Raw genomic sequence first — 23609 nt, 5'->3', positions numbered from 1 at the left:
CTCGGTTGAGCAGCGCTATCTGCCTGCGCCGCAAGCTGCATGATAGTCGGCAAGGCTCTTCGTCACCCGCCAGATCAGAACCTCCTCAGGATCCAGCGGCATGTCACAAAACTGCTGGGCGGCCGGCATGTGCTGCCGGAACAACGGAAACGGCACGGATTTTCCGGCAAGCGAGTCGCAAAGGCGTGCGACGGCGGATTGAGCCTCTTTCGACGTCCAATAGTATCGGATGCGATCGGACAGCGAATAATGCCGAAGCCAGCGCTGCTCATTCTCCGTGCCGTGATAGTGCCGGCTCCAGTTTTCCCGATGCGCCAGCATGAGCGCCTCCATCGCGGCATAAAGCGGACGCTCGCCATAATGAGGCACGAGATCAGAGGCGATCAGATCCAGCCCATAGAGCGCCTCGCGCAGCACGAAGGTCAACTCCGGCCCGACCTTGAGAAGGGGAAACCCATCTTCGACCAGCGCGGTCAGCGGATCGGTGCCCTGATAATCGGTGGAATGCGCTTCGAACACGAATTGCGGCTCGTCTCCGAGCACCTGTCTCAATGCGTCGATCCTGCTGCGGTCGTAGCGGATGACGTTATGGTTGCCGAACTCGACGCCCGGCTGCACCACCAGGCCGATAGCGCGCGTAAACGCCTCCGCAAGGCCGGCCTCAGCGAAGACATGACGATGGACATCGATGGTTCGCCTGGCGGCGGAAGCCGCGGTCGGCTCGATCGTGGTCAGCGCATGATCCGCACCGCCGGGAGGAGGAACCTCCGTGCCGATCACATAAACCGGCATGGCTCCCCCTGCCTGCCTTGCCGAGGTCTCCGCGACAGCGGCAAGGCGTGCAGCGCGATGGGCGGTCGTGTCGTCATCCAACGCGGCGGGTTCACCCATGCAGCCCATCGACGCGTCCAGATGGATCTTGCGAAATCCGGCATCGACATAGGCCGCCACCATCCTTTCGGCTTCCGCCATGGCCTCTTCGGCCGCACGATCCCGCCAGGGATTCGGCCCGAGGTGGTCGCCCCCAAGCGTGATGAGGGTTTCCGGGCAGCCCTCCTCTTTGGCGATGCGCAGCACAAGGGCGGCAAAGTCCGCAGGGGTCATCCCGGTATAGCCGCCTAAATGGTTGACCTGATTGCAGGTGGCTTCGATCAGGACCGTGCTCGCATGGTCACGCCCATGACGCAACGCTGCCCGCAGGACGATTGGGTGGGCCGAGCAGACAGAGACGATACCGGCGGGACGCCCCTGGACCCTGAGTGCAGCCAGCTCGTTGAGTGCTATCTGCATCAGGGGCGCCTTTCCGTCGAGGCGATGAACGCGTCGAGCTCCTGACGGGTGCCGGCACCTTCCATCGGACCGCGAACCGTCACATTGCGCGCACCGGCGGCCGAACCATAGGCAAGAGCTTCGCCTGGGGACATTCCGAGCCGCCGGCAGGTGAGATAGGCGCCGCCGAAGCAATCGCCGGCACCGGTCGGATCGACCTCCTCGACGAGGAATGCAGGTGCATCGATCCGGTATCCGTCCCTGCCGAAATAAGTCGCTCCCTCCGCTCCGCGCTTCAGTACGATCTCCTTCACGCCGATGTCGAACAGGCGGCGGATCGCCGCGGCTTCGCCCGCAATGCCTGCAGCACGCTCGAGCTCCTCCCCTGACGGCAAAAGAAGATCGGCGGCGGCGACAAGCCGCAAAAATCGGCGCTCGGTATCCTCATCGAGCTGCAATTCCTTGCGGATGTTCGGATCGACCGAGAGCGTGCCGCCTCGCGTCTTCACAATATCGACCGCCTTGTCGATTACTTCCCGAGCGCTCGGAACGGAGAGAGCCGAACCCATCACATGGAGATGTCCGCTGCGGTTGATGAGATCGGCGACATCCTGAGACCAGCCGAAGCGGGCGGCCGCGGATTTCGCGATATTGTAGACGAAGTCACGCGAGCCGTCCTTGCGGTAACGGACGAAGGCGCTTCCAGTCGGATAGTCAGGATCGACGGCAATGGTCGACACATCGACGCCATCGCGCCTGAGGCGGTCGATATTGACGCGACCAAAATCGTCATTGCCGACCGCGCCCACCATTGCTGCCGCTCCGCCGAGCCGGCCGCATTGTGAGATGAAGATCGCCGGCGCCCCGCTGGCAAACGGCCCGACGAGCGGCTGGGCTTCGAGAAATCCCTCTCCGATCGTCATGGCAACGATCTCCACGAGGATCTCGCCGACGCAAACCGTGGGACCGAGATGGTCCGGAGCCAGCACTGAAGCCATTGCCATCCTGCTTTCGATAGATGTCGCTAAATCGCTGTTGACCGTTGTATTGCACCGTCTTCGCCACCGAACTCCTCGTTTTCGAGAGAAAGGAAGCGCCGGTGCAGCATGCATGCCGCTCCGAAGGCGGAACCGAACTCCGCATCGCCATCGACGACGATCTCGGGTGTCGGAAAAGGAATATTCTGGCCCTCCGACATGTGGACCGCCACGCGGGCAGCCACCATCGGATAGAGCGAGGCCACCGAGCCGCCCAGCACGATCCTATCAGGATCGAGCAGACGACAGGCCTGCAGCAGCGCATAGGCAAGATGCCGCGACCAGATCTCCGCTATGTTGACCGCATCGGGAACACGATCGCGAACGTCGGTGAGGAACTCCTGCAGGTCGGCGTCGGTGCGGCCGGTCGCTTCCCGGTACTGCCGGATCAGCACTTCGCGGCCGATCAGTTGCTCGAACTTCTGTCCGCCGCTTCCCGGCACCAGGGTATGGCCGATTTCGCCCGCAAGGCCGTGACCGCCGCGAAACAGCTTTCCGTCGATCATGATCCCGCCGCCGACACCGGTCTCCATGAGCAGGAAGAGCGTCACACCGGCAACGCCGTGACGATAGCTGTCACCAATCGCGAAGGCATTGGCATCGTTTTCGACCGCGATCGGCACCTCGGCCGGAAAGGCGCTGCGGCCGATCTCCTTCAATGGCACCTCCCGCCAGCCGATGATCGGCGCAAGCGTGACAATCCCCTCCGGCCGGATATGCGCCGGCACGGATATGCCGAGCCCCCGACAGCGCTCAATCATCTCTTTCGACATCGCGTCCACAACGAGCTCGACGCCGCACGCCACCGCTTCCTCCACGGTCAAGGATTGCGCGTGGAAGACCAGCCTGCGACAGGCCCGGACATCCGCCGAAAAATCCACGACGACAGCAGATATATGCTCCACGCCAAGTTCGATCCCGGCGAAGAACGCGGCATCCGGAACCAGTTCGAGCATGATCCCCGGACGGCCGGCGCGCGATTGCTCCGGGCGCTGTTTGCTGCTCTCCTCCGACTCCTGAACAAAGCCGCTCTCTGTCAGTTCGGCAACGATCTCGCCTGACGACGAACGGTTCATTCCGAGCTTCCGCGCCAGATCGGCCCGGCTCAGGCGGCGATGACTGTAGATCGTCTGCAGGGCTGCGACGATGTTGTTCTGCCTGATCCTGCGCGGCGAGCTTCCGATGGAGACGGTGTCGTTCATGTTCATTTCTCTTCAAATCGACTGCTCCAGCCTACACTTGCGAAGCAGATCGGCAGAAGGATTATCAGGGGCGCGCGTTCGTGACGCGGCGGCGTCTGGCTTCCTCGTATTTCAGTTCGATATAGCGTTTGGCATGGGCCGCCAACGGGTCGTTATCGGTCCACGTGTCGCGCCAGATTGCACAGGCGAGCGAGAGACCCTCATCGACGACGGCGGTCGAAAAGCTCTCGAAGACGATGTCGCGCTTGTAGTCGATATCGAGCAACGCATCGAAGATGAGATCGAAGTTGATGACGCCGTCCCCAAGATAGCCGCGATTGCTTTCGCCGATGTGGAAGTAGCCGATCTTGTCGCCGGCAAGCCGGATCGCGGCAGCCGGATTTGCTTCCTCGATATTCATGTGAAAGGTGTCTAGATGCAGTCGGACATGGTCCGATCCGGTCTCGGAGATGAACTTCAATCCCTGGGCCGCCGTGTTCAGAAGGTTCGTTTCGAAGCGATTGACGATCTCCAGGACGAGATCGACCCTTGCTTCCTTCGCGACATCAGCGGTCGCAGCGATCGTAGCGACGCTGTTGTCCCAGCCCTTCTTCGTCGGCTGGCGGTTGTACTTGGTGTGCGCGGAATAGAGAATACCGCCGAGCTTGTTTCCACCGATGTCACGGACCGCACGCACCGCATCGGCCAGCGTCTGCTTGCCGGCGGAGACGGCCGCCGCATCCTCGCTCGAAATATCCTTCTCGACCGGCAGCCCCATCGTCACACCGATCTCGACATCGAGCGATTGTGCGAGCTTCGCCAGACGGTCGAGATTGAACTTCTCGGGGCGCAGATAAGCGAATTCGATCGTGCGATATCCATGCTCGGCCGTTTTGTTAAGGGCCATTTCAAGGCCCTCCTGCGTTTGGCCGCCTGTCCATACAAATGAATGGATACCCAATCGGCGCATGGCTTTTTTCCTCCACTACAAGCCTTCAACTTTGCCACACCTATGCCATTTAGTATGGTAAGACAACAAATAAATTCGCAGATCAAAATTTTGCCCCTGCGAGCAAATTCGTTGCATTGCAGCATTTTAGTTTGATAGATCTGTATTTGTTATTTTCATCAGAATTAGTTCTGACCAAAATCAACGACATAGCCGGCATATTTGCAGGTTTAGACAACAAATATTGCATGAGCAGCATTTTTCGTCTACAAAATGGCTCGGCGAAATGATCTCGCTGCTATCTGGGAGGATTGAAATGAATTACGCTCTGAAGGCCAGCGCACTTGCGCTGACGCTCAGCCTGGCCACCGCCGCTTCGCCGGCTTGGGCAGACTTCTGGTCTGACGCCGGCGCCAAGTTCAAAGGCGTGACCTTGCACGGCGTGACCGAAAGCACGCCGCCATCGAACTACATCAAGAACGTGCTCGCCCCGGAATTCGAGAAGAAGACCGGCATCAAAGTCGAGATCGAGACGACGTCCTGGGATCAGATGTACGACAAGGCCATCAAGGACATGGAGGCCAAGACCGGCATCTACGACATGGTCTACATCGAACAGGACATCATTTACTCGTATCTGTCCCGGAATTTTCTCGTCAACATCACGCAGACGCTGAAGGATCAGGCGGATCTGAAGGCGCCGACCTACGACGACGCGAACTTCACGAGCTTCGCCGACTATTTCAAGGACAAGAAGGGCGATCTCTTTGGCGTCCCGATGGAAGCCTTCCTGAAGACATATCTCTATCGCAAGGACCTTTTCGACGATCCGAAGATCAAGGAAGCCTTCAAGAAGGAAACTGGCAAGGACCTGAAGCCGGCAATCACGCATGAGGACTACACGCAGATCGCCGAATTCTTCACCAAATACGGCAAGGATAACGGCCTGGAGCTTTGGGGCACTACCGCTCAGGCCCATACAGGTCACGCGGCGTCATGGTATGAATATTTCGAATCCATCGCGCCGACCTTTGGCGTCTATAACTGGGGCATCGACGCCAGCAACAACTATGCTGCAACCGTCGAACATGGCGGCGCGATGAACAGCGACAAGGCGAAGGCCGCGCTGAAATACTGGCTGCACCTGCGCGATATCGCTCCACCGGAATCGACCCAGTCCACCTGGACGGAGACTGCGACGACCTTCGCTGCCGGCCGTGTCGCCCAAGGATTGATCTACGGCGAGAACGCGGCATGGATTGCGAGTGATCCTGCGCAGTCGAAGGTGGTCGACAAAGTAGGCTTTGCCCTGCCGCCGCTCGAACCGGGCGTTCTGGAAGATGCGAAATCCGGAAAAGGCTATATTGGCTATTATGACGGCGGCGCTTTCGGCCTGCCGATTACATCCAAGAACAAGGAAGCGGCCCTGCTCTTCCTCGAATTCATGGGTCAGAACGATGTGCAGCCCGACTGGGCGATCGCGGCACCGCGCATCACCAACAAGGCGACCTTCGATGATCCGAAGGTCAAGGCGATGGATGTCAAGCTCGGCGGCTTCTACACGATGCTGAAGGATGAAGGCAAACTCTTCGCCGGCGCTCCCCCGTATCCGTTCCATGCCCAGTTGCGTGAAGCAACCCTGCCGATCTTCTTCGACATCCTGACTGGCAAGATCGCGCCCGACGAAGGCCTCGACCAGATGGCCGCCAAGACGGAAGAGGAGCTCACGTCGCTCGGCTATCGCAAATAAGTCATCCTCCCCACCTTGGCGGGTCGTCTTCGCTTGGCGACCCGTCTCTTTCTTGGCTCGATAGGCCGCCCCGGGGGGCCAAAGAGGATGAGGCAATGCATTCACAAAAGCTTGGATGGCTGCTGCTGTCACCGACGATCCTGATCCTCGGGCTCTTCGGCATCTTTCCTTTCATCTACGTCGTCTGGGTTTCGTTTCACCAGTGGAATCCCTTCGCCGCAAATCCGCTGATGGTCTTCAACTGGGCATCGAACTACCGCACCCTCGTCTTCGACAAACAGTTCCTCGCCTCGCTGGGAATCACCATCGCATTCGTCTTCTTTGCTGTCGTTTCCGAACTCGTCCTCGGATACGTGCTCGCGCAGGCGCTGATGAAGGATTTTCCCGGAAAGGCGTTCTTCCGCACCATCCATACCCTTCCTCTGATCATGGCGCCCATCATCGTCGGATCGGTGTGGAAGCTGATGACAACACCGTCGATCGGCATCATCCCATATCTCTTGCGAAGCTGGTTCGGGTATGATTTGAACATCGGCCAGAGCGCCGCCGCGGCCTTCACCATTACCGTTATCATGGACGTCTGGCACTGGACACCGCTGGTCACCCTGTCCCTGATTGCTGCCTTGGTCTCGCTTCCGCCAGATCCCTTCGAGCAGGCGCAGATCGATGGCGCCGGCAAGAGCCAGATCTTCTGGCACATCACGCTCCCTCTGATCCGTCCCGCCCTGCTGGCCACGGTGTTCATCAGGCTCATGGACGCGCTGCGCACGGTCGACGAAGTCCTGATGCTGACCGGGGGCGGTCCGGGGTCTTCGACGCGCTACATCGGCGTCCACATCTTCAGGGAAGTCTTTCCGAAGACGAATTACGGCTACGGTTCGGCGATTTCGGTCGTCGTGCTTTACCTCACCATCGTCGTCTGTTGGCTGCTCTACGTTGGCCTGATTGCTCCCCGCGCGAAGAGAGGTTGATCCGATGCAGAGACGGAACCCCTGGCTTTCGGTTCTCTTGTGGACGCTGATAAGCTTTGCAACTCTCTTCCCGATCTATTGGCTCTTCGTCATATCGGTAAAGCAGCCCTTCGACCTGTTCTCGACGCCAGACGTCGTCATCAGCAGCTTCTTCTGGAAGAACTATCAGGACGTGCTGACGAACGAGACATTGCGGCGATACATGATCAATTCGCTGGTCATCTCGTCTGGAAACGCAATCCTGGTCACGACCCTCGGTTTTCTTGCCTGTTACGCGCTGAGCCGCTTTGATCTCGCCGGCAAGGAAAGCATTTTCTTCTGGACGATCACCAACCGCATGGCGCCGCCGGCCGTCTTCCTGCTGCCGCTTTTCCTGTTGCTGACGCAGGTCTACAGGATCGGCGACTTTTCGCTGGCGGATTCCAGGCTCGGCATGATCCTGGTCTACTGCTCCTTCAACCTTCCCTTTGCCATCTGGACGCTGCGTCCAACGGTAGAGGGCATCCCCAAGGAACTGGACGAGGCGGCCTATATGGATGGCGCAAGCCCCTGGATGGTCCTTTACGACATCGTCTTTCCCTTGGCGCGACCGGGGCTTGCAGTGACGCTCATCCTCACCTGGGTCTTCGCGTGGAACGAATATCTGCTTGCCGCGACACTCACCAACTTCAACGCCCGCACACTCACCACCGGCCTGTCGGAATACGTGACGACGACAGGCACCGCCTGGGGCATCATGGCCGCGATCTCGATGCTGACATTGATCCCGGCGCTCATCGTCTTCTCGGTGGTGCAGCGTCACATCGTTGCCGGCCTGACCTTCGGCGCAGTGAAAGGATAGCGAGATGGCTTCGGATTCTCGAAACAACGAAAAACAACCGGGCTTCCTGCCGATCGAGACGAACTGGTTCGACCGGCTGTTCATCTCGATCGTGATCTGGGTCGCGCTCTCCCTGTTCTGGATGCGGTTCATCGAGCCGCTCGGGCTTTCGGTCTGGTTCGCCGTCGCAATCTCCGCCGTGCTCGGCGCCTACATCATCCGGAAGGGGTGAGGCGGCATTCTGTCAACAATATCAATACGCAAGCGGTGCTGCATTAGGGAGAAACGAGATTGGCAAACGTACAGGTCAGCGACGTCACCAAGAGATATGGCGCTCTTCAGGTCATGCACGGCGTCAGCGTCGATATCGAAGATGGTGAATTCGTCGTGCTGGTCGGCCCATCCGGCTGCGGCAAGTCCACGCTGCTGCGCATGATCGCCGGTCTTGAGACGGTCAGCAGCGGCGACATCAGGATCGGCGGCCGCGTCGTGACGAACGCTCCGCCGAAAGAACGCGACATCGCCATGGTCTTCCAGAGCTATGCGCTCTACCCCCACAAGACGGTCGCCGAGAACATGGGCTTCCCGCTGAAGATGCAGAAACGCCCCAAGTCGGAGATCAACGAAAAGGTCGGCAGGGCAGCCGAGATCCTCGACCTGACACGCTATCTCGACCGCTACCCGAAACAGCTGTCAGGCGGACAGCGCCAACGCGTCGCCATGGGCCGTGCCATCGTCCGAGACCCGCAGGTCTTCCTGTTCGACGAACCGCTGTCCAACCTCGACGCCAAGCTTCGCGTCACCATGCGCGTCGAAATCAAGGAGCTGCATCAGCGACTGAAAACCACCACCGTCTACGTCACGCATGACCAAATCGAAGCCATGACGATGGCAAACAAGATTGTCGTCATGCGCGACGGAAGGGTGGAACAGGTCGGCAAACCGCTCGACCTCTACGACTTCCCCGCTAATCTCTTCGTAGCCGGTTTCATCGGCAGCCCATCGATGAATTTTCTTCAGGGCAAGATCGCAACAAGGGACGGCAAGCAAATCGTCATCACCGACCAGGGCGTCATCCTGCCCGTCGACCGCGTGAATGCTGAGGACGGCAAAGCGGTGACCTACGGCATTCGCCCGGAACACATCACCATCAGTGACGACGGCATTCCGGTGGAAGTTTCGGTATACGAGCCAACCGGCTCCGAAACATTGATCTTCGGCCGTGTCGGCGGCACCCCGATCGATGCCCTCATCCGTGAACGCCTTGAGGTCGCGCCCGGCAAGACATTGCACTTTCATATTGATCCGAGACGCGTTCACATCTTTGATCAGTCGACGGGACAGCGATTGTAAAGCGAGGATCACATGAATTTTGAAGGTAAAAAAGTCATCGTCACCGGCGCCGGCAAGGGCATCGGCCGTGTCGTCGCAGAGATATTGGTCAAGCGCGGGGCTGAGGTCGCGGCACTGACCAGAAGTGCTGACGATGTCGTTTCCTTACGGGAGGATCTTGGCTGCCGGGCCATTCAGGTCGATCTTGCTGATGCGAAAGCAACGCGGGAGGCTGCGCAAGCTGCTCTGCCAGCGGATCTTCTGATCAACTGCGCCGGTACGACCGAGCTGCAATCCTTCCTGGACACCACGATAGAGGCCTTCGATCATCTGATAGCCGTCAACACACGCGCTCCGATGATCGTCGCACAGGAATTTGCGCGCTCCCTGATCGAAGAGGGGCGCAAGGGCGCCATCGTCAACGTCTCTTCCGTCGCCGCCTTCGTCGGTATTCCTGATCATGCCGCCTATTGCGCTTCGAAGGGCGGCCTTGATGGGCTGACGCGCGTCATGGCCAAGGAACTGGCGCCGAAAGGCATCCGCGTGAACGGCGTACATCCGACGGTGACGCTGACCCCGATGGCGATCAAGGCGTGGAGCGATCCGGAAAAGGCCGCCGGCATGCTGAACCGCATCCCGGTCGGACGGTTCGCGGAGTCCGAGGACGTGGCAGAGGTGATCCTTTTCCTGCTCTCGGACGAAGCCGCGATGGTCAACGGCATCTCCATGCCTGTCGATGGCGGCTACATGATCGCTTGAGACCGTATATGCCTATGGATCAGCCGCCGGAGGCAATCTTCCTGGCGGCGTTGATCTGTTTGCGGGCGCCGGAGCGTAATTGCGCGGTTTCCGCGCCGGCGATGACAAAGACGAAGCCGAATTTCAGAAGTTCGCCGGCGCGCTCGCCGTCACCGGCAAAGGCGCAGGCGAATTTTGAATGCGCGCGGCAACGCGCAACGGCATGCCGCATGGCGCTGTCGATCTCGGCGGCATTCGGTGCGACTTGATCGCCGTTGGAAAGTGCGATGGAAAGGTCCGAAGGACCGATGAAGATGCCATCGATACCGGGCACACCAAGAATATCGTCGATTGCTTCGAGCGATGCGCGCGTCTCGACCATGGCGATCGCCACCGTCAGGTCATTGGCATTCTTGAGGTAGTCATCGGCGGAGAGACCGGTATGATTGAGAGCCAGCGAAGGACCCCAGCTACGTTCGCCGACGGGCGGATATTTGGTGGCCTTGACGAAGGCCTTCGCATCCTCGGCCGAGTTGATCATCGGCGCGATGATGCCCGACGCACCGGCATCGAGCAGACGCGAGGCAGAGGCGAAATCGCCGACCGGAATACGGGCGAGAGCCGGCTTGCCGGCAATACGCACATGACTGACGGCGGCGGCTGCCGATGGCAGATCCCACATGCCATGCTGCATGTCGAGCACGACGGCATCAAAGGCTTCCTGGGCCAGATGATTGACCAGCAGCGGATCGGGAATGCCGACCCAAGCGGAAATCATCCCGCTTGCATGGTTCCTGATCCGGGCTGCAAAGCCGTCGATGTCAGTTGCACTCATGGCATTCTCCTCAGTTCGTCAGGCCACCAATGGCCATGTATTTGACCTCGAGGAACTCTTCGATGCCGTATTTCGAGCCTTCCCGGCCGATGCCGGACTGCTTCATGCCGCCGAAAGGAGCGACGGCCGTCGAGATGAGTCCCTCGTTGATACCGACAATGCCGAATTCGAGAGCCTCGGCAACCCGGAAGATGCGGCCGACGTCGCGGGCATAAAAATAGGCGGCAAGACCGAAGGGGGTATCATTCGCCATTTCGATCGCCTCCTCCTCCGTCTTGAAGCGGAAAAGCGGGGCAACCGGGCCGAACGTCTCGTCGGAGAAGATTTCCGCTGCAGGGGAGACATCTGAGAGAATGGTGGGCAGGTAGAAATTGCCGCCGCGCTGATCGCGCTTGCCGCCGGAGACGATTTTCGCACCGTGTTTGACGGCATCCTCGACATGCGTCTCGACCTTCTTGACCGCCGCCTCGTCGATCAACGGGCCGAGGGTGACGCCCTCATCCATGCCGTTGCCGAGCTTCAGCCTGGCAACGGCGGCTGCGAGCTTTTCGGCAAAGGCGTCATGCACCTTGTCCTGCACGAGAATGCGGTTGGCGCAGACGCAGGTTTGCCCCGTATTGCGGAACTTGGAGCCCATGGCACCTTTCACCGCCTCGTCGAGATCGGCGTCATCAAAGACGATGAAGGGCGCATTGCCGCCGAGTTCCATGCTGGTCTTCTTGATGGTCGGCGCACATTCAGCGAGCAGCTTGGCGCCGACTGCCGTGCTGCCGGTGAAGGTGAGCTTGCGCACCTTCGGGCTGCTGGTGATTGCGGGACCTGTTTCCGATGAAGGACCGGTAATGACGTTGCAGACGCCGGCCGGAAAGCCCGCCTCTTCCGCCATCACCGCCAGCGCCAGCGCCGAATAGGGCGTCTGGCTCGCCGGCCGGATGACGCCGGTGCAGCCTGCCGCCCAGCCGGGACCGGCCTTGCGGGTGATCATTGCCGAAGGGAAGTTCCACGGCGTGATCGCCGCGAAGACGCCAACCGGTTGTTTCTGCACGATCAGCCGACGCCCCGGAACTGGCGAAGGGATCGTGTCGCCATAGATGCGTCTTGCCTCTTCGGCGAACCATTCGATGAAGCTTGCGGAATAGACGACCTCGCCGCGGCTTTCGGAGAGCGGCTTGCCCTGCTCGATCGTCATGATCGCTGCAAGGTCCTCAAGATTCTCGTGCATCAGTTCGGCGAGGCTCCAGAGATGATTGGCGCGCTGCTCGGCGGTCAGCGCCGCCCATGCCTTCTGCGCCTTGTAGGCAGCGTCGATCGCACGGTTCGTTTCGACCGCACTCATGGCCGGCACGGTGCCGATCACCTCGCCGGTCGCAGGATTGGTGACGTCGTAGGTACGGCCGCTATCGGCCTGCACCCATTGGCCGGCGATATAATTCGCTTCGCGAAAAAGTTCCGGACGGCGAAGCTTGTAGCCCGAAAGTCTGTTGCTCATGACTGGACACCTTCCATGAAACGCGGATGCTGGGGGTCAGACGGCCGGAATATTCTCGTCATCGGGAGCGAAGTTCGATCCTCGCAACGCTTCGCAAACGGCGCGCGTCACATCCGCCGTGGTTGCCTTGCCACCAAGATCTGGAGTGAGAATGCCGGCGGCGCAGACCTGTTCCACGGCCGAGATCAGTATCTTTGCCGCAGCCGCCTCGCCAAGATGTTCCAGCATCAACGATGCCGTCCAGAAGCTCGCGACCGGATTGGCGATGCCCTTGCCGGTAATATCGAAGGCCGAACCGTGGATCGGTTCGAACATCGAGGGGAACCGGCGCTCGGGATCGACATTGCCGGTCGGCGCGATGCCGAGAGAGCCCGCAAGTGCCGCCGCGAGATCGGACAGGATGTCGGCATGCAGGTTGGTCGCAACGACAGTGTCGATGCTCTTCGGTTTTGCGACCATGCGGAAAGTCATGGCATCGACCAGTTCCTTGTCCCAGGTCACGTCGGGGAAGTCCTTGGCGACCTCGGCGGCAATCTCGTCCCAGAGCACCAAGCCGTAACGCTGGGCGTTGGACTTGGTGACGACCGTCAAGAGCTTGCGCGGGCGCTTCTGCGCCTCGCGGAAGGCGAAACGCATGATGCGCTCGACGCCACGACGCGTGAAGATCGAAGTCTCGGTCGCCACTTCCTCTGGCAGGCCGATATGGGCGCGGCCACCATGGCCGGAATATTCGCCCTCGGAATTTTCGCGCACGATCAGCCAGTCGAGATCGCCTTCTTCCGCACCCCTCAGCGGGCTTTTCACGCCGGGGAAGATTCGGGTCGGCCGGATATTGGCATATTGGTCGAGACGCTGGCAGATCGGCAGGCGCAGGCCCCAGAGCGTGACGTGATCCGGCACGTCAGGCGCGCCGACGGCGCCGAAATAGATGGCGTCAGCCTGCTTCAGCAGAGACAGCGCATCGTCAGGCATGAAGGCACCGGTCTTGCGGTAGCGCTCGCTGCCCCAGTCATAGTGATCGACGTCGAGCACGAAAGTACCGCTGCGGGCGGCCAGCACATCCAGCACTTCAAGGCCGGCGGCGATGACTTCGGGGCCGATACCATCGCCCGGAACGGAGGCGATGCGATAGCGGCGGGGCGCGGTGTTGGTATTGGCGTTCATGGGACCCCCACTCATCGTCAGATAAGGCCGCCATTGATCACAAGCATCTGCTTGGTAATCAAGCGGCTGTCGTCAGAGGTAAGCAACATTGACCACGCCCTCGACCTCGATCTCCTCGGGAACGCATTGCAGCTTCGCCGAGTTCGGCGATCCTGCTTTCATGGCTCTTGAGTTCTTGCACAGTCCACCAAGATACCCAACAATATTGTTGCGATATTCGCTGCCTGCCTTGAGGGGTAGCAGCATGGCATGATGATCTCCTATGGAAAAGGGCGATCGCGAGAAGCTTGTCGAGATCGTCGGCCGCCATATCCAGCCGTCGAAGGAAGCCTGTCTGCGGCTGGCGCGCACGCAATGGGTCCGTCCCTTTCGCTAGGTTTCAGTCAGTGCAATCCGCCGACCCCGAGGAAACGCTCCACGGCATCGTGATCGGCTGACAATTCCGACGGCGTGCCGCTCCAGGCAATCCGGCCGCGCTCCAGGATAATGACGCGATCGGCAAAATCGACGGCGCTCTGGATTCGCTGCTCCACAAGCAGGATGGTCATGTCGCCAGCCTTGGCAAGCTCGGTAAAGGCGGCCATCAATTCCTCGCAGATGACGGGCGCCAATCCTTCCAGCGGTTCGTCAAGCAGCAGCACGGATGGGCGGCCGAGAATGGTGCGGGCCGTCGAGAGCATTTGCTGCTCGCCGCCCGAGAGCTGGTTGCCGAGGTTCTTGCGTCGCTCCTTCAGCCGCGGAAACATCGCATAAGCTTCCTCCAGCGCCGTCTTCGGGCGCCCCTTGAGACCGACGAACAGATTCTCCTCGACCGTCAGGGTCGGGAAGATACAACGTGCCTGCGGCACATAGCCGAGACCACGATGCGCGCGCGTTGCGCTCGGCGCATCGGTCAGATCGGCTTCGCCGAGCCGGATGCGCCCCTCATAACGTTTCGTCTGGCCCGCGAGCGTTGCGAGCAGCGTCGTCTTGCCCATCCCGTTTCGGCCGAGCACGGCGAGGCGACAGCCAGAGGGCACCGAGAAGGTGATGCCTTCGAGCACTTTTGTCGGACCGTAGCCGGAAGAGAGATTTTCAACCTCAAGCGACATGGCTGGCATTGGCATAGCTCCCCAGATAGGCCTCACGGACACGTGCATCCTTCGTCACCTCGGCCGGCGCGCCATCAAAGATGATAGCGCCGGCCGCAAGCACGATGACGCGTTTGGCGAAGCGGAAAACGAGGTCCATGTCATGTTCGATCATCAAGACGGCGAGATCGGCCGGAAGATCGGCCAGCGCCTGTTCGATACGACCTGTGTCGCTTTGCGGTACGCCGGCTGCAGGTTCGTCGAGCAACAGCACCTTGGGCTTGAGTGCAAGCGCCAGCGCGATTTCCAGAAGCCGTTGTTGGCCATAGGCGATTTCGGCGACTTTGCGATGCATCAGCGGTCCAAGGCCAAGCTTGTCGAGCATCTCGTCGACCTCGGCCATGACATCAGGCATGGCCAGAAAATTACCGATGAGGCGCCCGGTTCGCCCCTTCCGGCGCAAGACGGCAAGCGCGACATGCTCGGCAGGCGTCATGTCCTGGAACAAGCGAGTGACCTGGAATGAACGCACGAGCCCTCGTCTCACCCGACCAATCGCATCCACTTTCGTCACCATCTCGCCGGCAAGGCGCACTTCGCCGGAATCGGGCGCCAGATTGCCGGTAACAAGATTGACGAAGGTCGTCTTGCCGGCCCCGTTCGGGCCGATCAGCGCGATGCGGTCGCCAGGCGACATGGAGAGCGAGACATCGTTGGTGACCGCCAGACCGCCGAAGGCCTTCTTCAGATGGGCGACTTCGAAAACGGCGCTCATGGACGGGCCTCCTTGCGGCGGGCGACGAGGGCAGCCGCGGTGCCGTAAAGCCCCTTGGGTGCAAAGAGTACGACCGCAATCAGCAAGGCACCGATCATCGTCAGCCAGTGGAAAGGATTGGCGGCCGAGACATAATCCTCGAAAAGCATGAAGATAACAGTGCCCGACAGTGCACCAAACAGCGAGCCCGTGCCGCCGAGCACCAGCATCACCAGCGCTTCCGCCGATTGGGTAAAGGAGAGGCTGTCGAGACCGACGACCTGGGTGGAAATCGCGTTCAAGGCGCCGCCGACACCAGCAACCGCGCCGGACAGCACATACATTTTCGCAAGCGCCGCTTTCGGCGAGGCGCCCATGGCGCGGATGCGCAGCGGATCCTCCTTGATGCCGCGGCACAGCATGCCGAAAGGCGAGCGCACGAGCAGGCGCAGCAGCACGAAGACGATCAACAGCAGAGCGATCCCGAAGACATAGGCCGTGTGGCCGTAGAGGTCGAATTCGAACATGCCTAAAATCGGATCAGGCGAAATGCCCGACAGACCGTCGCTGCCGCCCGTCCAGGAGGACGCCTTGTTGGCGAATTCGTGGAAGAGGTTGATGAGCGCAATCGACAATACGAGTTGCGGCAGGCCATGGGCGCGAAGAATGACGGCACCGCAGATGAGGCCGGCGATCGCCCCGCCGAAAATGCCGGCAAGCGTCATCAGCAGCGGATCGTTGATGCCGTAATGGGCCGAGACAATACCGGCCGCATAGGCGCCGGAGCCGAAGAGCGCGGCATGGCCGAGGGTGGCGATGCCGGCATAGCCGGTAACGAGATCGAGCGACAAGACTAGAAGCGCAATGGCGATGATGCGGGTCAAGAGCGCCAGATTGTCTGGAAAGGCGAAATAGCCGACGATAGCGGCGGCGATGATGACGGCAATGCCCGAGAGATCGCGGCTGAGGGCACTGCGGCGGCGCTGCACCAAAATTTCTTTATCATGCATGGCGAGCGTCATTTCGCCCTCCCGGCAAGGCCGCGCGGGAAGATGCAGATGATGGCGATAACCGCGAGATAGAAGAAGAATTCGCCGAATTCCGGCATGAGATAACGTCCTGTCGTATCGATCGCGCCAAGCAGCAGGCAGGCGATCAGCGCGCCCGGAATGGAACCCGCACCGCCGACCGAAACGACGACGAGGAAGGTCACCATGTAGCGCAGCGCATAATAGGGCTCGACCGGCAGCAATTCGGCACCGACGACCCCGCCAAATGCGGCAAGGCCGACTGCAACGCCGAAACTCACGGCATAGATGATCTCGGTGCGCACGCCGAGAGCTGCAGCCATCGGTGCATTATCGACCGAAGCACGCAGCTTCACACCGAAACTCGTCCTGTCGATCACGAACCAGAGGCCGAGGGCGACGGCCAGACCGCAGACGATGGCAAAGAGCCGATGCACAGGAATAGTGCGAAAGCCGAGATCGGCCGACCCCTGCAGCGCCTCGGCAAGCGGAATGGTCTTCAGCGTCGGTCCCATGAGGTAGTTGGCGATGCCGATGACACAGAAAGTAATACCGATCGTCATCAAGACTTGTGTCAGTTCCGGCGCGCCATAGATGCGCCGATAGAAGAAGCGCTCGATTGGAATGGCGATGATGATCGTTGCTGCAACGGCGGCAACGATTGCGACTGTATAACCAAGCCCCAGATCGCGGGCGACATAAGACGCCACATAACCGCCAATCATCGCGAAGGCACCATGCGCCAGGTTGACGACACGCATCAAACCCATCGTCACTGAAAGGCCGATCGATATGACGAAGAGCACCATGCCATAGGCAAGCGCATCCACGGCTATGCTGAAGACTGTCTGCATGGAACTACCCTGCTTTGATGCGGCAGACCCCCGAGGGAGGCCGGCGGGTCCGTCGCATGTCTCTTTCGAAGTCAGTGGCCTGTTACTTGGCGGCCGCAAGGCCCGGATCGCCCTGCTTTTCGAAGGTCTGAACTTCCTTGTTGATGTAGGTCCCATCACCGGCCTTGGCGACTTCGCGCAGATAGATGTTCTGTGTGATGTGGCGGCTTTCCGGATCGATGGAAACCGGGCCGCGGGGGCTGATCCACGAGAGACCCTTGACCGCATCGACCGCCTTCTGTGCATCCTGCTTGCCGCCCGTCGCTTCGATCATCTTGTAGATGACATACATGCCGTCATAGGCGCTGACGGCCGGGAAGGAGAGCTCGGCCTTGTTGCCGATTGCCTTGGTTGCGGCATCGACGAAGGCCTTGTTCTCCGGCGAGTCATGCGACACCGCATAGTGGAACGTCGTCTGGATGCCGAGTGCGGCATCGCCGAGCGCCGGCAGGTCGGATTCCTGCGTCAGGTCACCAGGCGCAAAGAACTTGATGCCGGCAGCCTTCAGGCCGTTTTCGTTGTAAGCCTTGACGAAGCCGAGCGTCGTCGGACCGGACGGTAGGAAGGCGAAGACGCCCTGCGCGCCAGAATCCTTGATGCGCTGCATGATCGGGCTGAAATCGTTGGTCGCAAGCGGCATGCGGATCGCCTCGACCACCTGACCGCCGGCCTTTTCAAAACCGGCCTTGAAGGCGTTTTCGGCATCGACGCCCGGGCCGTAGTCGCTGACGACAGAGATCACCTTCTTGACGCCGGAATCGAAGGCGACCTTGGCGATCGGCGTCGAGGTCTGCCAGGTGGTGAAGGAGGTACGCACGACGAGCGGGCTCTTGGTGACGATCGCCGAGGTCGCAGCGTTCATGATCACCATCGGCACATTGCCCTGCTTGAGGATCGGCGTCACGGCCATCGCATCCGGCGTGAAATAGAAGCCGGCGAGATACTGCACCTTTTCCTTGACGATCAACTCCTGCGCCAGCGCCTTGGACTGGGCCGGATCGGCCTGCGGCACGTCGCGATAGACGACCTCGACCGTATCATTGCCGACCTTGTTGCCGTTCAGCGCCATATAGGCGTCGATACCGGCCTTGAAGTTCTTGCCCTGCAAGGCAAACGGACCGGAGAACGGCCCGATCACGCCGACCTTGATCGTATCGGCATAGGCAGTTCCGCCGAAGAGCGCCGCCGCGACCGCAGCCATAACGAGCTTTTTCATGATGTGAGTTCCTCCCTCTATCAAAGGTGCCGCCCTCCATGGCACTGCACCGGTCTTAAGTCATTCCGTCAGAACGGCAATCCGACGTAGTTCTCCGCAAGCGCCGTCGAGGCGGCGCGGGAATGGGTGAGATAGTCCAATTCCGCCTCCTGGATCTTCTGGTCGAAATCATCCGTATCCGGGAAACGATGCATCATCGTCGTCATCCACCAGGAGAAACGCACGGCCTTCCACACACGGGCGAGCGCCTTCTGCGAATAGGCGTCTACCCCGGCACTGGAGCGATCACCGTAGAACTCGCTCAAGCCTCCGAACAGATAATGCACGTCGCTGGCGGCAAGGTTCAGCCCCTTGGCACCGGTCGGCGGCACGATATGGGCGGCATCGCCGACCAGGAACATGCGCCCGAAACGCATGGGCTCGGCCACGAAGGAGCGCAGCGGCGCAATCGACTTTTCGAAGGAAGGCGCAGTCTTCAGCACCTCGGCGTGATGGGCTGGCAAGCGGCGGCGCAGTTCGTCCCAGAAACGGTCGTCACTCCAGTCCGCGGCCTTTTCCTCCAGCGAACACTGGATGTAATAACGGCTGCGGGTCGCCGAACGCATTGAACAGAGCGCAAAGCCGCGCGGATGGTTGGCGTAGATGAGCTCATGATTGACCGGGGCGACATCGGCAAGCAGGCCAAGCCAGCCGAAGGGATAGACCTTTTCGAAAGTTCTGATTGCCTTTTCCGGAACCGCCTTGCGGCTTGCGCCGTGGAAGCCGTCACAGCCGGCGATGAAATCGCAGTCGATGCGGTGAGTGACGTCGCCCTTCTCGTAAGTAACGTAGGGTGCGCTGTCGTCGAAGTCGTGCGGCGTCACATTGGCAGCGTCGTAGATCGTCACGGCGCCGCTTGCCTCCCGCTCGATCATCAGGTCACGCGTCACTTCGGTCTGGCCGTAGACGGTCACGCGTTTACCGCCGGTCAAGCCATGGAGATCGATGCGGTGATCGCGCCCGTCGAAAGCCAGCGAAAAACCATCATGCGGCAAGCCTTCGGCGTGCAGGCGCTTAGCGGACTTCGCCTCTTCCAGCAGACGGACCGTGCCTTCTTCCAGAACGCCGGCGCGAACGCGCCCGAGGATATAATCCTTGCCTACGCGATCGAGGATGACATTGTCGATCCCAGCGCCGGTCAACAACTGACCGAGCAGCAGGCCTGATGGCCCCGAGCCGATGATGGCGATTTGGGTGCGCAATTGCTTCCTCCCCGCAATTTGTCTTTTGCCAGATTCTGACCTGCTACCTCTCATGCGGCAATGGACTTTCCCACCGAAAAATTGCACAAAACGAACATGGGAACGGGAGGAAACCCATGACGAGACATGTGCCGACCTATGAACTCTACGGCGAGGCATCGGGCAAGGAACCCGATTTCTGGCTGCATTGCGAAACAATTCCCTCGCGCAGCAGCCTTCACCATTGGGAGATCAAGCTGCACCGGCACGCGAGTTTCTTTCAGATATTATACATCGACGCCGGCGCGGGCGATGCCATTTTCGGGGAGCGCAGCCAGAGCATCCAGCCGCCGGCAGTCGTCACGGTTCCTCCCGGGTTGGAGCACGGTTTCCGCTTTTCGAAGGATATCGATGGCTTGGTCATCACGATGCTGAGCGCCAATCTCAGCCACCCTCCCGGAGACCGCAGCCGGCTCGGCGAATGGCTTGCTGTGCCGCATCTCATAGCGCTCGATCCTGATGATCCCGACGCCGCCTATCTCATGCAGAGCCTGAGGCGGCTCGGCGATGAATATCGCAACAACCGCAGCGGCCGCAGCGAGCTTCTCGCCTCCTATGCCGCATTGGCGCTGCGGCTGACGGCGAGAATTTCCTATCAGGAGGATATCAGCCAGTTCCCCACCGATGAAAACGAACGGCGGATGGAGCACCTGACTGGCCTCATCCAGCAGCATTTCCGTTCGCACAGACCTGCCTCATTCTATGCCAGGGAAATCGGCATTTCGCCGACCCATCTCAATCGTATAGTCCGATCGATGACCGGAAAGACGGCTCACGACCTGATCGCCGGCAAACTCGTCGACGAAGCCAAGCGCGAGCTCGTTTTCACGCTCGCGAACGTTCAGGAGGTCAGCTATCGGCTTGGCTTTGCCGACCCGGCCTATTTCTCCCGCTTCTTCCTCAAGCACGCCGGCGAGACCCCCAAGGATTGGCGCAAGCGGGCGAAGAACAGGCTTGAACGAGCCTAGGCTGTGCGGCGCGCCGGGACGTCCTCAAGGAAGTCCTCGATGAAGCGCTTTTGCAGCAGGATGCCATCCCACTCATCCGCAAAGAATGGCGAGTCGTAGATCAGCGTGTAGGGTCCGGCGTAACCAGCCCTTTCGCACATTTCCAGGCAATGACGGTAATCTGCGGCATCAAGTCCGGAGGCATTGTAATCGGCCTTGGCATGGCAGATTTCGGCCCGGCGCATGATATTCGCCAGCCCTTCATATTTCGCCGGCGCGCCCCAGTTTCCGAGGTCGCCATTGAGACCGATCTTGCCGTCGAGTTCATCAAGCAGCCAGTTCACTTCCCTCGGTGAGGGCAGAAGGGCGAACCAGTTTTCGGTGACAACGCGCACGCCACTTCCCTCCGCTTGCCGGGCCAGCCACTTCAGATGCCGCGCGGAACGCGCAAGGTTCTCCTCGTTAGGCGCCTGCTTGCCGGCGATGACGCGGATGCGCTCGGCACCGAGCTTCTTTGCGATATCGATCCAACCGGCAATCCATCCTGTGTCACGTTCCGCCGTCTCACCGTTGCTGGGATCGCCATCCTCGACGAGCAGCGTCTGGAAGAGAATGTTGGAGGCCTTAAGCGCATCGCGAAATTCGGCGAGATAAGAGGCATCCAGGCTCGGCAGATGGAACGAGCAGACCTCTAGCCGGCCAAGTTCGCGTTCGGCGAGCATGCCCGGCACTTCGAGCAGGCTGACGGTGCCTGGCCCATAGGGCTCCTGGCGTGTCGCGCTTTTCTGCGGATCGGGACTATAGGGGTGGGTTGCACCCAGCATCCGGTGAAGCGACCATGTGGAAACCGCAAACCGGCCATTCTGCAAAGCCTGCATCTTTCATCTCCTCCCGTTTCCACTCTGGCAAGAATGGCGTGCGGCTTCAAGCCCGCAACGCTAAATCTGGTCACCGCGAATGATCGCTTCTGCCGCCAGAGAAACCGCGAGCAGTGCGTCATCCCGATTAGCCGGGGCCGACAGAAGGAAACCAACCGGCATATCCGCCTCACCCTTTCCGCAGGGAATGGAAACGCCACACCAGTCCAGAAAATTGCCGAGCGCCGTATTGCGCAACGTCTTGCCATTTGTGGCAACGAAGAGCTCGTCGTCGCGCTCCAGTGCGGCGATCGGCGGTGCGACATGGGCAACCGAGGGGAAGGCGATCAGGCGATTGCCGATCAGACGCTCCGTATCGGCGATTAGTCGGGCACGCGCAGCAAGAATGGCGATATAGTCGGGCATGCTGGTCTTCTCGCCAAGACGAGTGCGCATGACGACACGATGATCCCTGCGCGCAGCCTCCGGCCCTGCAAGTCGTTCGCGATGGAGGGCGAAGGCTTCGGCGGTCACGAGAGCTCCATGTTTTGCCATCAGCGCAAGGATCTCGTCGAAAGCCGGGATTTCGAGCGGGCTGACAAGCGCACCGGCAGCGCGCAGCCGCTTCACACCGCCTTCGAAGGCTTCGGCGACGCCAGCACCCAGACCGTCGAACACGACGTTCCGCGGTGTTACGATCTCGATGCCTTTCAGGGACTGCCAAGCAATGGTCGGCGCGGTCAGACCGCGCATGGCGGCATCGACCCAGATGGCATCCTGCACGGAACGGCAGAGCGGGCCGAGGGAATCGAGGCTCGTTGACAGCGGATAGACGCCTTCCATGGCATAGCGTCCGCGCGTCGCCTTGTAGCCGACGATGCCGTTCAGGGCGGCAGGAATACGCACCGAACCGCCGGTATCCGTGCCCATCGCAACCGGCACAAGGCCTGCGGCAACGGCGACGCCCGCGCCGGAAGACGACCCACCGGGAATACGCGGTTCGTCCCTGCTGTGAGGATTTTCCGGCGTCCCATAATGCGGATTGATGCCGAGGCCGGAGAAAGCGAACTCGCTCATATTGGTACGGCCGATCGCCAGCATGCCGGCATTCTTGAGCGTGGTGACGACGGCAGCGTCCCTTTTAGCGGGCGCATCGCCCGCCAGTACCACCGAACCAGCCGTGGTTGCCATGCCTTCGATGTCAAAAAGATCTTTCCAGGCGATCGGAATGCCGTCGAGCGCACCGAGCGAACGGCCGTCGCGGATACGCTTCGAGGAAGCGTGGGCTTCCCGCAATGCTCGCTCGCGCAACAATACGGTAAAGACCGCCTTGTCGGCATATTGCTCGATGCCGTCGAAGATCGCCTCTGCGACGTCAACAGGATCAGCCTTTCCGCTCTGGATGATGAGGGAAAGCTGAGCGATCGACATCGCGCCGAAAGTAAGGGCCATGGGGGAGAGTCCTGTGGATATCACACAGGATTTACCGCCTATCATTTTGCAGGACCAGCCCTTGCACGGCTTTTCACGACGATTGGTACGATTTTGTGAACACTGAGTTTGAATTAGCCCTCTTCAATTTATCGCAATTAAGACACACATGCGGTGCTGCACGCGGGAAGCGGATAGGCGCGCCATTAGCTTGCCTTTCCAAGCCGCATCCCAGTGCATTGCAGGAGACTTGAAATGACACAATCTGAAACTTGGACCTCCGGTCACCAGGATATGGTGCACCAGCATGTGAAGGAGGACGTGAGCTACGGCGAAGCTGAACGCGACTACGCCGACCACGTCAGCGCGCAGAAGCTCTCGGTCCTGGAGCGGATCGTTGTCGTGGGCGCCCTCGTACTGCTGAGCTTTGTAGGCTTCACAGCACCGTCGGCACAGACATCAGCGACCGATCCGATGACGACCTCGGCTATTGAAGAAAAAGCACCTCCAGGTGATAGTCTGGTGCCACATCACCAGCGCTACGGCCATTGCCGTGAAACAAGCCCCTACGCAGACAAGGTCTGCTGAGAACCAGCGA

General features: G+C 60.3%; 24 protein-coding genes. 8 read left to right on the top strand and 16 right to left on the bottom strand.

Features of this window, described 5'->3' with window-relative positions:
* Positions 1 to 15 precede the first annotated feature (15 nt).
* The 4 genes from ACK9YZ_RS25540 to ACK9YZ_RS25525 all read right to left on the bottom strand — a co-directional run bounded on the left by ACK9YZ_RS25540 (position 16) and on the right by ACK9YZ_RS25525 (position 4457).
* Positions 16 to 1290, bottom strand: coding sequence for a D-tagatose-bisphosphate aldolase, class II, non-catalytic subunit (locus tag ACK9YZ_RS25540; RefSeq protein ID WP_416068085.1), 1275 nt, complete (start codon positions 1288 to 1290; stop codon positions 16 to 18).
* Positions 1290 to 2267, bottom strand: a complete 978-nt coding sequence (locus ACK9YZ_RS25535) for a sugar kinase (protein ID WP_416068084.1) — start codon at positions 2265 to 2267, stop codon at positions 1290 to 1292. The genes ACK9YZ_RS25540 and ACK9YZ_RS25535 overlap by 1 nt, the downstream gene beginning before the upstream one ends.
* Before the next feature lie 26 nt (positions 2268 to 2293).
* Positions 2294 to 3508, bottom strand: coding sequence for an ROK family protein (locus tag ACK9YZ_RS25530; RefSeq protein WP_416068083.1), 1215 nt, complete (start codon positions 3506 to 3508; stop codon positions 2294 to 2296).
* Between the two features lie 64 nt (positions 3509 to 3572).
* Positions 3573 to 4457, bottom strand: coding sequence for a sugar phosphate isomerase/epimerase family protein (locus ACK9YZ_RS25525; protein WP_416068082.1), 885 nt, complete (start codon positions 4455 to 4457; stop codon positions 3573 to 3575).
* Positions 4458 to 4752: 295 nt separating this feature from the next.
* On the opposite strand from ACK9YZ_RS25525, the gene ACK9YZ_RS25520 reads away from it, so the two are divergent.
* The 6 genes from ACK9YZ_RS25520 (at position 4753) to ACK9YZ_RS25495 (ending at position 10068) form a co-directional block, all read left to right on the top strand.
* Positions 4753 to 6186 (top strand): extracellular solute-binding protein, encoded by a 1434-nt coding sequence (locus tag ACK9YZ_RS25520; RefSeq protein ID WP_416068081.1) that lies wholly within the window; start codon positions 4753 to 4755, stop codon positions 6184 to 6186.
* Between the two features lie 95 nt (positions 6187 to 6281).
* A complete protein-coding gene (locus tag ACK9YZ_RS25515) occupies positions 6282 to 7157 on the top strand; it encodes a carbohydrate ABC transporter permease (protein ID WP_183799562.1) in 876 nt (291 codons plus the stop codon).
* Between the two features lie 4 nt (positions 7158 to 7161).
* Entirely contained in the window at positions 7162 to 7998 is an 837-nt protein-coding gene (locus ACK9YZ_RS25510; RefSeq protein ID WP_216759046.1) for a carbohydrate ABC transporter permease, read from the top strand.
* 4 nt (positions 7999 to 8002) lie between these two features.
* Entirely contained in the window at positions 8003 to 8209 is a 207-nt protein-coding gene (locus ACK9YZ_RS25505; RefSeq protein WP_416068080.1) for a DUF2160 family membrane protein, read from the top strand.
* A 59-nt stretch (positions 8210 to 8268) separates the two neighbouring features.
* Entirely contained in the window at positions 8269 to 9330 is a 1062-nt protein-coding gene (locus ACK9YZ_RS25500; protein WP_416068079.1) for an ABC transporter ATP-binding protein, read from the top strand.
* 12 nt (positions 9331 to 9342) lie between these two features.
* Positions 9343 to 10068 carry an SDR family oxidoreductase gene (locus ACK9YZ_RS25495; RefSeq protein WP_416068078.1) on the top strand — a complete coding sequence of 242 codons (726 nt, stop codon included), beginning with the start codon at positions 9343 to 9345 and terminating at the stop codon, positions 10066 to 10068.
* 19 nt (positions 10069 to 10087) lie between these two features.
* Here ACK9YZ_RS25495 and ACK9YZ_RS25490 read toward each other — a convergent pair whose 3' ends face one another.
* The 10 genes from ACK9YZ_RS25490 to pobA all read right to left on the bottom strand — a co-directional run bounded on the left by ACK9YZ_RS25490 (position 10088) and on the right by pobA (position 19737).
* Positions 10088 to 10882 (bottom strand): HpcH/HpaI aldolase family protein, encoded by a 795-nt coding sequence (locus ACK9YZ_RS25490; protein WP_216759050.1) that lies wholly within the window; start codon positions 10880 to 10882, stop codon positions 10088 to 10090.
* A gap of 10 nt (positions 10883 to 10892) precedes the next feature.
* Complete coding sequence (locus ACK9YZ_RS25485; RefSeq protein WP_416068077.1) at positions 10893 to 12371, bottom strand: NAD-dependent succinate-semialdehyde dehydrogenase; 1479 nt, start codon at positions 12369 to 12371, stop codon at positions 10893 to 10895.
* Positions 12372 to 12407: 36 nt separating this feature from the next.
* On the bottom strand, positions 12408 to 13535 hold the full coding sequence (locus tag ACK9YZ_RS25480; RefSeq protein WP_416068076.1) for a tartrate dehydrogenase: 1128 nt from the start codon (positions 13533 to 13535) through the stop codon (positions 12408 to 12410).
* Positions 13536 to 13607: 72 nt separating this feature from the next.
* Entirely contained in the window at positions 13608 to 13781 is a 174-nt protein-coding gene (locus ACK9YZ_RS25475) for a hypothetical protein (RefSeq protein ID WP_416068075.1), read from the bottom strand.
* Positions 13782 to 13918: 137 nt separating this feature from the next.
* A complete protein-coding gene (locus tag ACK9YZ_RS25470) occupies positions 13919 to 14635 on the bottom strand; it encodes an ABC transporter ATP-binding protein (protein ID WP_416068074.1) in 717 nt (238 codons plus the stop codon).
* On the bottom strand, positions 14616 to 15380 hold the full coding sequence (locus tag ACK9YZ_RS25465) for an ABC transporter ATP-binding protein (RefSeq protein ID WP_416068073.1): 765 nt from the start codon (positions 15378 to 15380) through the stop codon (positions 14616 to 14618). The genes ACK9YZ_RS25470 and ACK9YZ_RS25465 overlap by 20 nt, the downstream gene beginning before the upstream one ends.
* Positions 15377 to 16381, bottom strand: a complete 1005-nt coding sequence (locus ACK9YZ_RS25460) for a branched-chain amino acid ABC transporter permease (RefSeq protein WP_416068072.1) — start codon at positions 16379 to 16381, stop codon at positions 15377 to 15379. The genes ACK9YZ_RS25465 and ACK9YZ_RS25460 overlap by 4 nt, the downstream gene beginning before the upstream one ends.
* Complete coding sequence (locus ACK9YZ_RS25455; protein ID WP_416068071.1) at positions 16378 to 17241, bottom strand: branched-chain amino acid ABC transporter permease; 864 nt, start codon at positions 17239 to 17241, stop codon at positions 16378 to 16380. The genes ACK9YZ_RS25460 and ACK9YZ_RS25455 overlap by 4 nt, the downstream gene beginning before the upstream one ends.
* Before the next feature lie 82 nt (positions 17242 to 17323).
* Positions 17324 to 18496 carry an ABC transporter substrate-binding protein gene (locus tag ACK9YZ_RS25450; protein WP_416068070.1) on the bottom strand — a complete coding sequence of 391 codons (1173 nt, stop codon included), beginning with the start codon at positions 18494 to 18496 and terminating at the stop codon, positions 17324 to 17326.
* Between the two features lie 68 nt (positions 18497 to 18564).
* On the bottom strand, positions 18565 to 19737 hold the full coding sequence (pobA, locus tag ACK9YZ_RS25445; protein WP_416068069.1) for a 4-hydroxybenzoate 3-monooxygenase: 1173 nt from the start codon (positions 19735 to 19737) through the stop codon (positions 18565 to 18567).
* Between the two features lie 116 nt (positions 19738 to 19853).
* Between pobA and ACK9YZ_RS25440 the strand changes: the two genes are divergently transcribed.
* On the top strand, positions 19854 to 20744 hold the full coding sequence (locus tag ACK9YZ_RS25440; protein WP_216759060.1) for a helix-turn-helix domain-containing protein: 891 nt from the start codon (positions 19854 to 19856) through the stop codon (positions 20742 to 20744).
* Here the strand turns inward: ACK9YZ_RS25440 and ACK9YZ_RS25435 are convergent.
* Together ACK9YZ_RS25435 and ACK9YZ_RS25430 are read right to left on the bottom strand one after the other, a co-directional pair.
* A complete protein-coding gene (locus tag ACK9YZ_RS25435) occupies positions 20741 to 21601 on the bottom strand; it encodes a sugar phosphate isomerase/epimerase family protein (protein ID WP_416068068.1) in 861 nt (286 codons plus the stop codon). The two genes, ACK9YZ_RS25440 and ACK9YZ_RS25435, sit on opposite strands and share 4 nt — an antisense overlap.
* Positions 21602 to 21661: 60 nt before the next feature.
* Positions 21662 to 23032, bottom strand: a complete 1371-nt coding sequence (locus tag ACK9YZ_RS25430) for an amidase (protein WP_416068067.1) — start codon at positions 23030 to 23032, stop codon at positions 21662 to 21664.
* Between the two features lie 273 nt (positions 23033 to 23305).
* Between ACK9YZ_RS25430 and ACK9YZ_RS25425 the strand changes: the two genes are divergently transcribed.
* Positions 23306 to 23599, top strand: coding sequence for a hypothetical protein (locus tag ACK9YZ_RS25425; protein ID WP_216760828.1), 294 nt, complete (start codon positions 23306 to 23308; stop codon positions 23597 to 23599).
* Positions 23600 to 23609 lie beyond the last annotated feature (10 nt).

The organism is Rhizobium sp. ZK1 (assembly GCF_047782645.1).
Taxonomy (GTDB): Bacteria; Pseudomonadota; Alphaproteobacteria; order Rhizobiales; family Rhizobiaceae; genus Rhizobium.
This window is presented reverse-complemented; position numbering and strand designations above follow the sequence as displayed.

Bases quoted from the DNA above. Each gene is read 5' to 3' on its own strand.
- ACK9YZ_RS25540 (WP_416068085.1), bottom strand. From the start codon at position 1,290: ATGCAGATAGCACTCAACGAGCTGGCTGCACTCAGGGTCCAGGGGCGT.
- ACK9YZ_RS25535 (WP_416068084.1), bottom strand. From the start codon at position 2,267: ATGGCTTCAGTGCTGGCTCCGGACCATCTCGGTCCCACGGTTTGCGTC.
- ACK9YZ_RS25530 (WP_416068083.1), bottom strand. From the start codon at position 3,508: ATGAACGACACCGTCTCCATCGGAAGCTCGCCGCGCAGGATCAGGCAG.
- ACK9YZ_RS25525 (WP_416068082.1), bottom strand. From the start codon at position 4,457: ATGCGCCGATTGGGTATCCATTCATTTGTATGGACAGGCGGCCAAACG.
- ACK9YZ_RS25520 (WP_416068081.1), top strand. From the start codon at position 4,753: ATGAATTACGCTCTGAAGGCCAGCGCACTTGCGCTGACGCTCAGCCTG.
- ACK9YZ_RS25515 (WP_183799562.1), top strand. From the start codon at position 6,282: ATGCATTCACAAAAGCTTGGATGGCTGCTGCTGTCACCGACGATCCTG.
- ACK9YZ_RS25510 (WP_216759046.1), top strand. From the start codon at position 7,162: ATGCAGAGACGGAACCCCTGGCTTTCGGTTCTCTTGTGGACGCTGATA.
- ACK9YZ_RS25505 (WP_416068080.1), top strand. From the start codon at position 8,003: ATGGCTTCGGATTCTCGAAACAACGAAAAACAACCGGGCTTCCTGCCG.
- ACK9YZ_RS25495 (WP_416068078.1), top strand. From the start codon at position 9,343: ATGAATTTTGAAGGTAAAAAAGTCATCGTCACCGGCGCCGGCAAGGGC.
- ACK9YZ_RS25490 (WP_216759050.1), bottom strand. From the start codon at position 10,882: ATGAGTGCAACTGACATCGACGGCTTTGCAGCCCGGATCAGGAACCAT.
- ACK9YZ_RS25485 (WP_416068077.1), bottom strand. From the start codon at position 12,371: ATGAGCAACAGACTTTCGGGCTACAAGCTTCGCCGTCCGGAACTTTTT.
- ACK9YZ_RS25480 (WP_416068076.1), bottom strand. From the start codon at position 13,535: ATGAACGCCAATACCAACACCGCGCCCCGCCGCTATCGCATCGCCTCC.
- ACK9YZ_RS25475 (WP_416068075.1), bottom strand. From the start codon at position 13,781: ATGCTGCTACCCCTCAAGGCAGGCAGCGAATATCGCAACAATATTGTT.
- ACK9YZ_RS25470 (WP_416068074.1), bottom strand. From the start codon at position 14,635: ATGCCAGCCATGTCGCTTGAGGTTGAAAATCTCTCTTCCGGCTACGGT.
- ACK9YZ_RS25465 (WP_416068073.1), bottom strand. From the start codon at position 15,380: ATGAGCGCCGTTTTCGAAGTCGCCCATCTGAAGAAGGCCTTCGGCGGT.
- ACK9YZ_RS25460 (WP_416068072.1), bottom strand. From the start codon at position 16,381: ATGACGCTCGCCATGCATGATAAAGAAATTTTGGTGCAGCGCCGCCGC.
- ACK9YZ_RS25455 (WP_416068071.1), bottom strand. From the start codon at position 17,241: ATGCAGACAGTCTTCAGCATAGCCGTGGATGCGCTTGCCTATGGCATG.
- ACK9YZ_RS25450 (WP_416068070.1), bottom strand. From the start codon at position 18,496: ATGAAAAAGCTCGTTATGGCTGCGGTCGCGGCGGCGCTCTTCGGCGGA.
- ACK9YZ_RS25440 (WP_216759060.1), top strand. From the start codon at position 19,854: ATGACGAGACATGTGCCGACCTATGAACTCTACGGCGAGGCATCGGGC.
- ACK9YZ_RS25435 (WP_416068068.1), bottom strand. From the start codon at position 21,601: ATGCAGGCTTTGCAGAATGGCCGGTTTGCGGTTTCCACATGGTCGCTT.
- ACK9YZ_RS25430 (WP_416068067.1), bottom strand. From the start codon at position 23,032: ATGGCCCTTACTTTCGGCGCGATGTCGATCGCTCAGCTTTCCCTCATC.
- ACK9YZ_RS25425 (WP_216760828.1), top strand. From the start codon at position 23,306: ATGGTGCACCAGCATGTGAAGGAGGACGTGAGCTACGGCGAAGCTGAA.